Origin of the sequence: Deinococcus aquiradiocola (genome assembly GCF_014646915.1) — a bacterium.
Taxonomy (GTDB): Bacteria; Deinococcota; Deinococci; order Deinococcales; family Deinococcaceae; genus Deinococcus; species Deinococcus aquiradiocola.
The window spans coordinates 1-12947 of record NZ_BMOE01000011.1 but is presented as its reverse complement, the minus strand read 5'-3'; the positions used below and the strand labels follow the sequence as shown (position 1 = coordinate 12947).

Annotated in this window: 12 protein-coding genes; all 12 read left to right on the top strand. The window is 49.2% G+C overall.

Annotated features, from left to right (window positions below; genetic code table 11):
• Positions 1-10: 10 nt before the first annotated feature.
• The 12 genes from IEY33_RS14185 to IEY33_RS14130 all read left to right on the top strand — a co-directional run bounded on the left by IEY33_RS14185 (position 11) and on the right by IEY33_RS14130 (position 12744).
• The gene (locus IEY33_RS14185) at positions 11-1117 is read left to right on the top strand and encodes a mannose-1-phosphate guanylyltransferase (RefSeq protein ID WP_188963949.1); all 1107 of its coding nucleotides are present in this window, start codon (positions 11-13) and stop codon (positions 1115-1117) included.
• Between the two features lie 134 nt (positions 1118-1251).
• Positions 1252-2817, top strand: coding sequence for a polysaccharide biosynthesis tyrosine autokinase (locus IEY33_RS14180; protein ID WP_229671030.1), 1566 nt, complete (start codon positions 1252-1254; stop codon positions 2815-2817).
• A gap of 11 nt (positions 2818-2828) precedes the next feature.
• On the top strand, positions 2829-4265 hold the full coding sequence (wbaP, locus tag IEY33_RS14175) for an undecaprenyl-phosphate galactose phosphotransferase WbaP (RefSeq protein WP_188963947.1): 1437 nt from the start codon (positions 2829-2831) through the stop codon (positions 4263-4265).
• Positions 4266-4307: 42 nt separating this feature from the next.
• Positions 4308-5432: an MATE family efflux transporter gene (locus IEY33_RS14170; protein ID WP_188963946.1), complete on the top strand. Its 1125-nt coding sequence runs from the start codon at positions 4308-4310 to the stop codon at positions 5430-5432.
• 1 nt (position 5433) lies between these two features.
• Positions 5434-6501 carry a glycosyltransferase family protein gene (locus tag IEY33_RS14165; RefSeq protein WP_188963945.1) on the top strand — a complete coding sequence of 356 codons (1068 nt, stop codon included), beginning with the start codon at positions 5434-5436 and terminating at the stop codon, positions 6499-6501.
• Complete coding sequence (locus tag IEY33_RS14160; RefSeq protein WP_188963944.1) at positions 6494-7807, top strand: hypothetical protein; 1314 nt, start codon at positions 6494-6496, stop codon at positions 7805-7807. Before IEY33_RS14165 ends, IEY33_RS14160 begins: the two co-directional genes overlap by 8 nt.
• The gene (locus tag IEY33_RS14155) at positions 7797-8630 is read left to right on the top strand and encodes a glycosyltransferase (protein ID WP_188963943.1); all 834 of its coding nucleotides are present in this window, start codon (positions 7797-7799) and stop codon (positions 8628-8630) included. The genes IEY33_RS14160 and IEY33_RS14155 overlap by 11 nt, the downstream gene beginning before the upstream one ends.
• Positions 8627-9346 carry a glycosyltransferase family 2 protein gene (locus IEY33_RS14150; protein ID WP_188963942.1) on the top strand — a complete coding sequence of 240 codons (720 nt, stop codon included), beginning with the start codon at positions 8627-8629 and terminating at the stop codon, positions 9344-9346. The genes IEY33_RS14155 and IEY33_RS14150 overlap by 4 nt, the downstream gene beginning before the upstream one ends.
• Positions 9343-10266, top strand: coding sequence for a glycosyltransferase family 2 protein (locus IEY33_RS14145; RefSeq protein WP_188963941.1), 924 nt, complete (start codon positions 9343-9345; stop codon positions 10264-10266). The genes IEY33_RS14150 and IEY33_RS14145 overlap by 4 nt, the downstream gene beginning before the upstream one ends.
• A gap of 3 nt (positions 10267-10269) precedes the next feature.
• Positions 10270-11307: a dTDP-glucose 4,6-dehydratase gene (gene rfbB / locus IEY33_RS14140; protein WP_188963940.1), complete on the top strand. Its 1038-nt coding sequence runs from the start codon at positions 10270-10272 to the stop codon at positions 11305-11307.
• Positions 11304-12203, top strand: a complete 900-nt coding sequence (gene rfbA / locus IEY33_RS14135; protein ID WP_188963939.1) for a glucose-1-phosphate thymidylyltransferase RfbA — start codon at positions 11304-11306, stop codon at positions 12201-12203. Before rfbB ends, rfbA begins: the two co-directional genes overlap by 4 nt.
• Positions 12196-12744, top strand: a complete 549-nt coding sequence (locus IEY33_RS14130) for a dTDP-4-dehydrorhamnose 3,5-epimerase family protein (protein ID WP_188963938.1) — start codon at positions 12196-12198, stop codon at positions 12742-12744. The genes rfbA and IEY33_RS14130 overlap by 8 nt, the downstream gene beginning before the upstream one ends.
• Positions 12745-12947 lie beyond the last annotated feature (203 nt).

Sequence of the window (12947 nt, the reverse complement as noted above, 5' to 3'; positions counted from 1 at the left end):
AGGCAATGACTTGAGTGCACACGAACCGTCCGGCTCCACGGCGCCACAGTTCTATCCGGTAATCCTCGCAGGCGGAAGCGGCGAACGCTTCTGGCCCCTCTCCCGGAAGAGCAAACCCAAGCAGTTCCTGACACTCGACGACAGTGGGTTCAGTCTCATCCAGGCGACAGTCAACAGGCTGGCCACGCTCCCTGGTGTGAGTGTCGAGGACGTCATGATCGTGACGGGGGTGGATCACCGGATGCAGGTCCTGCAGCACCTGCCGGACCTGCCGACCGAGAACCTGCTCGTGGAACCCGTGGCGCGCGATACGGCGGCCGCCGTCCTGTACGCGGCCCTCAAGATCGAACAGCTCGACCCGGACGGCCTGATGGGCGTCTTTCACTCCGATCACCGCGTCGATCGTCCGGACGTGTTCGCCGACGTGGTCGGCCGCGCCATCGCGCTCGCCTCGGAGCGCGACGTGCTCGTGACGCTCGGCATCGCTCCGACCTACCCGTCCATCGCCTACGGGTACATCGAGCGTGGTGAAGAGGTGGGTGGCCAGCAGGACTTCCCGGCCTACCGTGTCGCCCGCTTCACTGAGAAGCCCGACGCGGAAACAGCCGCCGGATTCCTCGCGACGGGCCGGTTCAGCTGGAACAGCGGCATGTTCATCTGGAAGGTCAGGACCATCCTGGAAGCGTTCGCCCGCTACCAGCCTGAACTGCTCAAAGCACTTCGGGCGGCCGTCGCGACCCGTGGCGGCATCCGCACCCACTACCCCGACCTGGAAAAAATCAGCATCGATTACGCGATCCTGGAGAAGGCGGAGAACGTCGTCGTCATCCCGGCCGAATTCGGCTGGGACGACCTGGGTGACTGGAATGCCCTGGAACGCCTGCTCCGTGGTCACGGTGAGAACGTGGCCGTCGGCCGTCACGTCGGAATCGACACGGGCGGTGCCATCCTGTACACCACCGACGGTGACGACCTCATCGCCACCATCGGCCTTGAGGACGTGGTCGTCGTCCGCACGGCAGAAGTCACCCTGGTCGTCCACAAGGACAGAACCCAGGACATCAAGAAACTTGTTCAGAAAATTAAAGAAAACCCAGAACTGGAGCGTTTTGCATGACGAATTTCCCTCCCTCAGATTTCGACGAACTTCGGTCCGGCACAGACCGCCCACGACGCCAACAGCCACAGGCTGGTGACGAGGAACAGAATGAGATAGAGCTTGGTGCCCTCTGGCAGGGCATACGGCGATACATGACCTGGATCCTGCTCACGACGGTTGCCGTGGGTGTCCTCGTGTTTCTCCTGTCACGCGCACAGCCGGACGTGTTTGAAGCGTCGTCCAGTCTCGTGACCAGCGGGAACAGTACGAACATTGGCGCTGTGCGCGATACAGTCGTTACGGCCGCTCCACTCCCGGCAGGTGCACTTCAGGAGGCTCTTCAAGGGCCGGTGGTCCTGGGCGAAATCATTCAACGTGTCAGGAATGCACCGGAACTGCCCGTGGACTTGCGGACTGAGCTGGCTGTAAAGCTACAGAAGGAGCTTCGCCGACGTGACGTCCAGACAGTCGGGCTGCAGAACCAGCTGGATTTCAACGGCAACGGTGTCTACACCGCCACGGCACGTGCGGGCAGTCCTGAGGCCGCTGCTTTTCTCGCAGATACTACGGCCCAGGCGCTACTCAACTGGGACCGCGGTCGGGCACTCAGCGGTGTTCAGCGTGCTGAGCGGAGCCTACGTGCACAGCTGGGCGAGGTGGACCGTCAGCTGGCCGAGGGTGGCCAGAGCGATCTGGAGCGCCAGACACTCATCTCCTCGCGTGCAACACTGCAGCGTAACCTCGCCCAGACGGGCATCCAGGCGGAAGGCGTGAGCGGATCGCTGGAACTCGTCGCGCCTGCCGTCGTCCCCCTTGACCGTGTCGCGCCGAAACCGACGCGGAATGCGATTCTGGCGTCCTTGGTGACACTGTTGTTCGGTGCTGGCATCGCGGCATTCCGAACCGTCACAGACCGTACCGCCCGAACTGAAGATGATCTTCTCAGTTTCGGATTCCCTACACTCGGGATGATTCCACGGTTACGTCGCCGTGAGGTGGTGTTTAACGGCATCGTTCGTGCAGCACGACTCGCGGGCCTGTATGAAGCAATCGGGTTCCTTCGCGTGAACATCCTGTCCAGAATCGGTAACAAGTCTGGTCAACGCATCATGATTTCGTCCACGGCACCGGGAGAAGGCAAAAGCAGCCTGACGGCCACCCTGGCAGATGGATTGGCTGCCAGTGGGCAACGTGTCCTGATCATCGATGCCGATATGCGGCGCGGCACTCAACAGGAAGTGTGGGACAAGTACGAGACGGAGCACAGCTGGGTGCAGCTCACCGGGCAGAACGGGGCACGGACGCTCGTGGACGCCCTCAAGGATCCGACGAACGTTCAGGTTATGGAGGCCGAACCGGGTGTACATGTCCTTCCCGCCGGACCTGGTATGCACGACAGTCTCGGACTCCTGAACCGTGTTCCGCTCGGTGAGTACCTGACTCGTTGGGGACAGGGATACGACCTCATCCTTATCGACAGTCCGCCGCTTCTGGCACTTGCTGATGGTCTGGTTATCGGCCGTCATGTAGATCATGTCCTGCTGGTCGTTGAGGAAGGGAAAACCAGTCTGCAGGCGGTCCGACAGAGCTTGCGCCGGGCCAGAAATGCGAACGTTAGTATTCTTGGCTTTATTTTGAACAAGGTCAATCCTTCAGGTCAGGACAGCAAGACGTACGGCTACAGTTACGGATACGCACCCAATAGTCGGAAGGCTTGAGGCGCACATTCATGGGAATTCTTACACCGCTCTCGACTTCAGTGAGACAGACTGAGCTGAAGGCTGCTGGAACACTGACGAGTGTCCCTCAGGGTGGCGCACTTCTTGTCGGCGATGCTGTCAGCCTGATGCTCGCCTCTCTTCTGCTCATTCTTGTGCAGCATTTGATGGGATTCGACAGTGCGAAGTACAACCTGCTCGTGTGGGGGTGTGTGTGGATATTGTGGCGGGCATATTCTGGACTGTATCCCGGCTACGGTCGTTCTCCTCAGACTGAACTTCGAATGCATGTGACGGGTACAGCACAGGTGGTGGCCGTACAGCTGGCAGCAGCAGTAGCCGTGCAGCAATTCGCGCCTAACGTTGTGGGTGTCCTGCTGTACTGGACCATCACTCTCTTCCTGGCTCTATTCGTTCGGTATGCAGTTCGTTATCTTCTGATTCGTTTAGGTCGGTATGGGCGTCCGATCAGTATCATTGGAGCCGGGCAGACGGCTCAGATCGCGATCAGTCATCTGAGAAACCATCCGTCATACGGACTGAATCCCGTGGCTGCATATGATGACAATCCATCACTGCACGGTGCAGATATTCATGGTGTTCCCATTCTCGGCCCGCTTGAGCTTGCGTTGACTGAACCTCAAACTGAACAGGCACTTATCTCTATGCCCGGAGCACGTGCTGAGTTACAGCAAAGGATTGTAAACGCAACATACGCCGTTTTTCCTCATACCTGGGTGATTCCAGATCTGTTTGGTGTGCCGAATCAGGCAATGCAACCTCATAATATCGGTAGTGTCGCAAGTTTAGAAGTCAGAAACAACCTGAGAAGTGTCCAGTCTCGTGCAATGAAGCGCACAATTGACCTTATCGGTGCCGGTGTTGGGGGATTGCTTATCCTTCCTATTCTTCTTTTGATTGCAGTTGCCATCAAGATTGACAGTCCTGGGCCAGCCGTCTATCGAGCTCGTCGATTAGGTAGAAATGGGCAAGCATTCGACTGCTTCAAGTTCCGAAGCATGCATAGAGACGCTGAAGAAAAACTGAAGAGCGTCCTTGATAGTAATGTAGAACTTAAGATCGAGTTCGAGGCTACACATAAGCTAAAGAATGATCCTCGCGTTACACGTGTCGGGGTTTTCTTGAGAAAGACAAGTCTTGATGAATTGCCACAATTGGCGAATGTAGTCCTCGGAAGTATGAGCCTTGTCGGTCCGAGACCTATTGTACAGGGTGAAGTTGCAAAATATGGAGATATCTATGCTGTGTACAAGCAGGTGCGGCCTGGAATGACAGGATACTGGCAAGCCAATGGTAGAAGTGACACCAGTTATGAAGAGCGTGTGGGTATGGATAATTTTTATGTGACCAATTGGACACCTTGGTTGGATATGGTGGTTTTAATTCAGACTGTACGTGTCGTATTTGCCGGGAAAGGCGCTTATTAAATGTTTGCCAAAAATGTATTTTTTTCAAGCGTATCGTATATTTTGAATGCCCTGGTTCCTATACTATCGATCCCGCTGCTTTTGAGTCACATGGGAACCGGAGATTATGGAAAATACATATTTTATGTTACCACCTTTTCTGTCTTATCTACAGTTATTGATTATAATTTTTCAACCTACGGGATTGTTCACGTAGTTAAAACCCATTCATATTCACCGGTTATCGCGAGACTTTTGCTGGGATTAATAACACTGATGCTAACAGTGACGGTCTTGGTAGTTTTTGAAATGACTCCCCCAAAGATAACCGCTTGTTTTGCTATATATATAATATTTTACTGCCTCAATACGCAATTCTTCCTCACAGCCATAGAGAGGACTCTTCCTATTCTTTATTCGACGGTACTGTCTAAAAGTGTGTTTCTTCTGATGATTTTAATTATAAAAATGGATCTTTATTCGGCTTTGCTATGCTATGTGATCTCGATAGCTTTTCAGGGTATATTTAATTTTTTTGCCACCCTTTACCAAATTAAATTAATGAATTATACAAGAGAAGGTTCGATATTCGCATATTTTATGAAAGATTTTCCGAGTTTTATTATAAATATACTCGGTTTCTTTGCCGGTAATTTTCATATTTTTTTAGCAAAAATTTTTTTAGATCCAGCCTCTTTTGGTGTACTCACAGTCTATGATAGAGTTGTTAGATCTGTTATTGCGTTATATACAAGTGTAGTGGCAAACTTAACACCTTATTTTGTTTCTAAAAATAAAGGAGAGGCGAAGTATAAAAAACTATTTTCGGTATGGTTATTGATATGCGCAGTATATTTATCCATGGCAATCGCAATTCCTATTTCGTTAAGCATTTTAGGAATAAATTTTGGCGACGTCAAAATTGGATATAATATATTGTATTCATCTTTCGTCTTATGGGGGCTGGCTGCTGTTACTGCTGGTTACTTTGGTGTCACTTACCTGATAGTTGAAGGAATGTCTCGTTTGTACGTTCAAATATATATCGTTGCGATTATTTTGGGTGCCGGATTTTTGTCACTACACTCTTACGGGACTACTTTGCGAGATGTCAGCTATTCAATTCTTATATCGGAGTGCTTCATAGCTTTTGCGGTTTTGTGGATTTTCTTGAGACGAAGGAGCTAATATGAAAATTCTTTACCTAATGCACATAGAATGGGGATGGATCAAGCAGAGGCCACATTTTATAGCAGAAGAGTTAGAAAGCGCGGGCAATAAAGTAGATGTGAGATATGAAACTAGTCTTAGGCGATTTAAAAGGTTAGAGAATAAATCTGATCGTATAAAACCCAAGCGTCTCATTCCGATTCCAAAAAAAAGGCATTACCCGATGCGGTTTTTGGATATCGTGATCAATACAGCGTATGTTTATATCTTGCACAAGAGAAAAAAATATGATGTGATTTGGATTTGCCATCCAGGTTTAGTACAGTACGTTTATCATCTTGGAATTCCTATTATATATGATTGTATGGACGATCATGTGGAATTTCACGGTAATCGGAAGGACAGAAATTTTTTGATTGAAACTGAGGATCTAGCTTGTTCAGTTTCCACTGTGATCGTTTCCAGTAATTATCTGAAAAAGAAAATAGCTGAAAGGTACGGCAGTAATTTGAATGTTAGTCTTGTACGAAACGGATTGTCTCAGAGCATTGCATCAAAATTCCATAATTTCTATTCGATGCTTCCCGAATCTGATCTCTACTACACTATAGTGTATTTCGGTGCTATCGCTGAATGGTTCGACTTTGGAGCTATCCAGACTTTGCTTCAAAGCTCTAGAAAAAAAATTAAAATAGTTTTAATAGGACCATCAGAAGTAGATCTTCCAAAAGAGGAGAATCTTATCTATACGGGCCCCATGGATCATGAATCTATGATGGTTTACGCTGGTAAAGCGGATGCTCTAATTATGCCTTTTAAGCTTAGTGAGTTAATTTATGGTGTTGATCCAGTAAAACTTTACGAATATATATGTTTTAACAAGCCAGTTTTCTCCATCTATTATGAAGAAATATTTAGGTTTGAAAAATTTGTATACTTTTATAAGACTTATGAAGAGTTGTGTCTTCTGGTAGAAAGCACTCCTCCTGCGAAAGGTAGCGATCTAGAAAAGCTCGATTTTATCAAAGAAAATACCTGGGAAAACAGAACAAAGGAAATTGAGGACGTGATTGGCAAGAATGTTTGACATTGCGATGAGTTTTTTTGCTCTTTTTTCCTCTATAATTCTTATGCTAGGTTTTCTGAAAAGCAGTAAGTATAATTCGTCAAAGCTATTAATCAGTGCAAATGCTATAACGTGGAGCGCTGTATTTTTGTTATATTACTTAGGCGAAGTACTAATATTTAAGAACAAATTTCCGAATTTGGGAAATCTGAATTATATTTATATAGTTTCGCTTGTTGGAAGTTTATTAGTCACCCTTGTGCCGACGAATGTTTATAGTAGAAGGGAATTTTTGCCCGATTTGAGAGCTAAGAACGCCAGTTTGTTTTATCTCTCTGTTATATCGATATGTGTAGCCTGCTTATACAACGTTTACGTATTTGCAGGAATGAATATTATAGATTTTTTTAGTAGTTCATCGAGTATTAGAATCGAAAAATTTAAGTATTCTTATGAAGGTGCGCCTTTATTATATTCACTGGTAGAGTACGTCGGATACATATATGTCCCTGCTCTGTTTATTATTGTATTAAAAGCTAAAAACAAAAGTGATATATTTTATATAGTAAGTATCGGACTACTGGCGTTATTGTTGGGCCTATTCAACTTCTCTAGAACGCCGGTTGTTATATATATTTCTATTATTTTGCCAACCTTGTTCTTTAACCCATTTCTAATTTCCAAAATAAAGAAAGTATTTAGTGTCAGAAACATATTGCTGATCGCTTTATTACTATCTTCTGCCAATTTTATCTCTTTGAGCAGAGACAACGGAGCGGAAACTTCGTTTAACATAATTAAAAGTAGATATAATTTAAAAATACAGAATAACCAATTTAACATTGCCATCGTGTCAAACTATCTATATATATATACCAGTATGAACAATTTGAAGGATAAGTACAACAGTACAAGCCTGGCTGAGAATTATGGCTACGGTTTGAATACTTTTGGACCGCTTATAACATTTATAAGGAAGCTTGGCATAGATTTTAGCATTCAGGAAAATATTTTTGACACGTCAGGAGAAACAAACTCGTATATTTTTGGATATAATGCAACTTACAATGCAAGTACAGGATATTTATCTTTTATTAAAGATTATGGCAAGGTATTGGGGTTAATACTACCGACATTGCTTATGTTGCTGGTAACCTTGTCAAGTTACTTAAAATCCACTTATTACCGTGTATATTTGTATGTCGTGGCATGCGGCTGGATGTTGAATTCTCCTTTTGTCAATTACTTTCAGACTGCTGGAAAAGCAATTATAGTAGGCCTGGTTGTAATTTACATAGTCGAAAAAAGGAAAACGGATGCGCAATAATCTAAATAAAAAGGTTTACGGACTTGTGATATTTTATCACCCTACAGATGAGCAGGTGAGTTTAGCAATTAAAAACTCAAGTCAGTTTGATAAACTTTATGTTTGGTGTAACAGTAATGTCTTTTCAATGGATAAAAAAGAGCATATCATTTTAATAGGTAACTCCGTAAACGATGGAATAGCTGTTGCTATAAACAAAACTATCGAAATAATTCAAGACAGCTGCGAGTATTTAGTTATTCTTGATCAAGATAGCAAAATTGAGGACAATTTTGTCGAAAAGATGATCAAATTTATGGACGTGCATCCTTCTGTTGCCTTGTCGGGTCCCGTAATTCTTGAGGATGGCAGTGGAATTGTTTTAAACGATACGGATAATACAAGAATCATCACCTCTGGCTCAGTCATCAGAATGCTTATGTGTCAAAAAATACAATTAGATGAAAATTTGTTTATTGATTACGTTGATTTTGATTATTGTCTCACGCTACTAAACAACGGGATGAAGCTTTCGATAAACAGAGATGCAAGTTTGATTCAGTCTTTGGGTAATCCAATAGCGAAAAATATTTTGGGTATAAAAATATCATCATCTAATCACTCTGTTATCAGAAGATATTATATGTTTAGAAATAGGATTTATATCATCCTGAAACATTTTAATAAGCACCCAGTGTGGTGTGGTAGAGAGATAATCAGATCAATTTCGGAGATAGCAAAAATTCTGATTGTAGAACATCAGAGATTTGAGAAAATTCGTTGTATCGCTGTCGCTACCTCTGACGCTATACGTGGCAAAATGGGCGCGAAGAGGGTAGCATGAAACCTAAAGTATCTGTGTGTATGGCGTCTTATAACGGAGAAAAATATATTGGTTCCCAGATAAGAAGTATCATTCTCCAAATCAGTAGTCAAGATGAGATAATTATAGTTGATGATAATTCAAAAGACAATACGGTTGCCGTAATAGAGTCTTTCAAAGATATTCGCATAAAAGTAATTAAAAACGAGAAAAATTTAGGAGTTTTAAAAAGCTTTGCAAAGGCTATAGAATATTCGACCGGAGATTACATATTTTTGTCCGATCAAGATGATATATGGTTGCCCGGTAAGATTGTGAAAATGCTTTCTGCTATGAGAAGTTCAGAGAAAATGGTTTGTCTATCCGACGCTTATATTTTAAATGAAAATGGGAAATGTGAGGAAACTTTCTTAAAATCTCGTAATGTAAGTCGAAACTTGTTGGGAGCCATGTATAAAAACTTCTTTATCGGGTGCTGTATGGCGTTTGATAAAAAAATTAAGTCGAAAATACTACCGTTTCCTAGTAATATAAATATGCACGATCAGTGGATAGGGGTCGTATCTTTAGTAATGGATTCATTTGTTCTAGTAAATGAACCACTCATATTGTATAGGAGACATTCGAATAACGTTACTTCAATGAAACGCGGTGATATAACATCAATTATTCGAAAGCGATCTTCGGTTATCGGTCAAGTTTTGATAGCAATGTATAGAAAATCGAGGAAAATATGAAAATTTTCGTCGTTATTCCGGTTTATAAGCCCGACAAAAAAATTTGGAAAATAATCGATTATTCTCGAGCCAGTAATCTAAAGCCTTATATAAAAATAATTGAATCTGATCAAAGTTTAATTTTTACTAGCAAAGAATTATACGTAAATACGGAATTTTTTAACATTTCCCAAGACGAATTTAATCACGGAGGCACAAGAAATCTAGGAGCGAAACTGGCCTCACAATCCGGCGCTGATGTATTGGTCTTTATGACTCAAGACGCTGTCCCGCATGATTCAGGGTGGCTCGAGAAACTGGTTGAGCCGATTCGAACTGGCGAAGCTGTAGCGACGTTCGCGCGCCAGCTGCCGCGACCGGGAGCTTCGCTGCTGGAGCAGTTTTCAAGGGATTTCAATTACCCTTCCATAAGTCGCGTGCGCGATCGTCAGGATATCCCTGCAATGGGCGTCAAGGCGTTCTTTTTCTCGAATGTGTGCTCGGCCGTTCGTGCAGACGTCTTCTGGGAACTGGGTGGATTTCCGGACAACGTGATCATGAACGAGGACATGATGATGGCCGCCAAGATCTTGCGGGCTGGCTACAGCATCAAATACGTGGCGGAGTCGGAGGTGGTTCACTCGCACGACTACACGCTGAAACAGCAGTTCCGCCGGAACTTCGATGTCGGCGCGTTTTTTGCGGATGCGGGAAGCATGCTGGATGGAGCGGCTGTCGGCGGTGAGGGACTGCGCTTTGTGCGAGAGCAGGTCCGCTACGTACTGAGCCGTGGACGACCAGCGCTGATTCCGTTGGTGGTCGCGGAGGCCGCCGTGAAGTTCACGGCGTTCCAGCTCGGCAAGCGCCACCGTTTCCTTCCGTTATCCGTGAAGAAACGGATGAGCATGCACAGCTATCATTGGGATCAGCACAAGGAGTGATGTATGAGCGAAATCAAGAATCTGTTGGTGACGGGCGGTTGCGGGTTTATCGGGAGTAATTTCGTGCGGTACTGGCTGGCGCAGCATCCGGAGAGCCGGGTCGTGGTGTACGACAAGCTGACGTATGCGGGACGTAAGGAGAACCTGCACGACCTGTGGGACACCGCGAACGTGTCGCTGGTGGTGGGGGATATCGGCGATCAGGATCTGGTGCGTAAGACCTGCCAGGACGAGGGCATCGACCTGATCGTGAACTTCGCGGCGGAGACGCACGTGGACCAGAGCATTCTGGGGCCGCTGGTGTTCACGGACACGAACGTGCGCGGCACGCACGTGCTGCTGGAGGTGGCGCGTGAGCTCGGGATCCGGCTGCATCACATCAGCACCGACGAGGTGTACGGCCACATCAAGGACAACCACCAGAGCGTGGAGACGGACGAGCTTGCCCCGCGCAGCCCGTACGCGGCAAGCAAGGCGGCCGCCGATCAGCTGGTGCAGGCGTACGCGATCACGTACGGCATTCCCGTGACGATCACGCGCGGCGCGAACAATGTCGGGCCGTACCAGTACCCGGAGAAGGCCGTGCCGCTCTTCAGCACGAACGCCATCCTGGGCGAGCCGCTGCCCGTGTACGGTGACGGCCTGCAGATGCGTGACTACGCGCACGTGTACGACCACTGCACCGGCATTGAGACGGTCCTCCTGAAGGGCGTGATCGGCGAGGTGTACAACGTCGGGACCGGACGCGAGATGACGAACCTGGAAATGGTGGACATCGTGCTCGACACCCTCGGCAAGGACCACAGCCTCGTGAAGCACGTGACGGACCGCCCCGGCCACGACCGCCGCTACAGCATGAACGTCGATAAGCTCCGCGCGCTCGGCTGGGAACCGAAGTACGATCCCAGACAGGCCGTCGCGGAGGCCGCGAAGTGGTACGTGGACAACCGCTGGTGGTGGGAACCGATCCGCAGCGGCGAGTTCCGCGAGTACTACAACCGCCAGTACGCCGAACGCCTCGCGGGGACCAGTCAGCAATGACGGCGTTCACCACGTCCCGCCGCGGCATCATCCTGGCGGGCGGGTCCGGCACGCGCCTGTACCCGGCCACGCTCGCCGTCAGTAAACAACTGCTGCCCATCTACGACAAGCCGATGATCTACTACCCGCTCACCACCCTGATGCTGGGCGGCATGCAGGACATCCTGATCATCAGCACGCCCGAAGACACCCCCCGCTTCCGGCAGCTGCTCGGCGACGGTTCACAGTGGGGCATCCGCCTGCAGTACGCCGTGCAGCCCAAACCAGACGGCCTCGCGCAGGCCTTCCTGATCGGTGAGGACTTCATCGCCGGGAACCCCAGCGCCCTCGTGCTGGGCGACAACATCTTCTACGGCAACGACCTCTCCGACCTGATGCAGGACGCCAACGGCCGTCCCCAGGGCGCCACCGTGTTCGCGTATCAGGTGAGCGACCCGGAACGCTACGGCGTCGTCGACTTCGACGACACCGGTAAGGCCCTCTCCATCGAGGAGAAGCCCGCCGAACCGAAATCCGACTACGCGGTCACCGGCCTGTACTTCTACGACGAGCGCGTCGTCGACATCGCCCGCAGCATCAAACCCTCCCCGCGCGGCGAACTCGAGATCACCGACGTCAACAGCACGTACCTGAACGAGGGCCTGCTCGACGTGCAACTCATGCGGCGCGGCTTCGCGTGGCTCGACACCGGCACACACGAAAGCATGCTGGAAGCCAGCCTGTTCGTGCAGGCCATCGAGCACCGCCAGGGCCTCAAGATCGCCTCGCCCGAAGAGATCGCGTGGCGCAACGGCTGGATCAGCACCGATATGCTGCTGGAACAGGCACAGAAACTCGCCAAGAACCAGTACGGCAAGTACCTGATCAAGCTCAGCAAGGAGAAACGCCATGCCTGAACACACCATCAAACTCGCGCCCGAATACGCGCAGGAACTGAAGTTCGAGACGTACCCCGCCGCCGCCCAGATCGACGGCGTCTGGTTCCACCCCCTCAAGAAGAACCGCAGTGAGAACGGCGCCTTCATGGAGTACGTCCGCCTCGACGAGCACGGCGTGCAGGGCCTCCCCGGGCAGCTCACGCCCCGCCAGATCAGCGTTTCCTGGGCCGCCCCGAAACGCATCAACGCCTTCCACATCCACGTCAAACAGGAACAGAACGAGATCTGGTGCGTCCTGCAGGGCCAGCTCATGATCTGGCTCGTCGACTGCCGCGAGGGCAGCCCCACCCTCGGCGTGAAACGCAAGCTCGTCTTCAGCGGTGAGCAGCCCATGATGTTGCACATCCCCAGCGGCGTCGCGCACGGATACCAGGCCGGCGAACAGGGCGCCACCCTCCTGTACACCATGGACGCCCAGTTCGACATCACCGACCCCAACGAAGGCCGACTCCCCTGGAACCACTTCGGGGATGACCTCTGGGCCGAAGACATGGGCTAACGTTTAATCACGGCTCGCTATGAGCGTTAGTAGGCTGGAACTATTGAGACCGGTAGAAATTCAGGTTGCTACACTGGCTGGGACATGGCACCCTGGCACCCCTCCAGGTACACCCGCCCCCAGCTCGAAGAACGGCGACTCGCTGCACTGGACATGATTCAGGCCGGCGGACACACCAATCAGCAGATCGCGGATCACTTCGG

Bases quoted from the DNA above. Each gene is read 5' to 3' on its own strand.
- IEY33_RS14180 (WP_229671030.1), top strand. From the start codon at position 1,252: ATGACCTGGATCCTGCTCACGACGGTTGCCGTGGGTGTCCTCGTGTTT.
- wbaP (WP_188963947.1), top strand. From the start codon at position 2,829: ATGGGAATTCTTACACCGCTCTCGACTTCAGTGAGACAGACTGAGCTG.
- IEY33_RS14165 (WP_188963945.1), top strand. From the start codon at position 5,434: ATGAAAATTCTTTACCTAATGCACATAGAATGGGGATGGATCAAGCAG.
- IEY33_RS14160 (WP_188963944.1), top strand. From the start codon at position 6,494: ATGTTTGACATTGCGATGAGTTTTTTTGCTCTTTTTTCCTCTATAATT.
- IEY33_RS14155 (WP_188963943.1), top strand. From the start codon at position 7,797: ATGCGCAATAATCTAAATAAAAAGGTTTACGGACTTGTGATATTTTAT.
- IEY33_RS14150 (WP_188963942.1), top strand. From the start codon at position 8,627: ATGAAACCTAAAGTATCTGTGTGTATGGCGTCTTATAACGGAGAAAAA.
- IEY33_RS14145 (WP_188963941.1), top strand. From the start codon at position 9,343: ATGAAAATTTTCGTCGTTATTCCGGTTTATAAGCCCGACAAAAAAATT.
- rfbB (WP_188963940.1), top strand. From the start codon at position 10,270: ATGAGCGAAATCAAGAATCTGTTGGTGACGGGCGGTTGCGGGTTTATC.
- rfbA (WP_188963939.1), top strand. From the start codon at position 11,304: ATGACGGCGTTCACCACGTCCCGCCGCGGCATCATCCTGGCGGGCGGG.
- IEY33_RS14130 (WP_188963938.1), top strand. From the start codon at position 12,196: ATGCCTGAACACACCATCAAACTCGCGCCCGAATACGCGCAGGAACTG.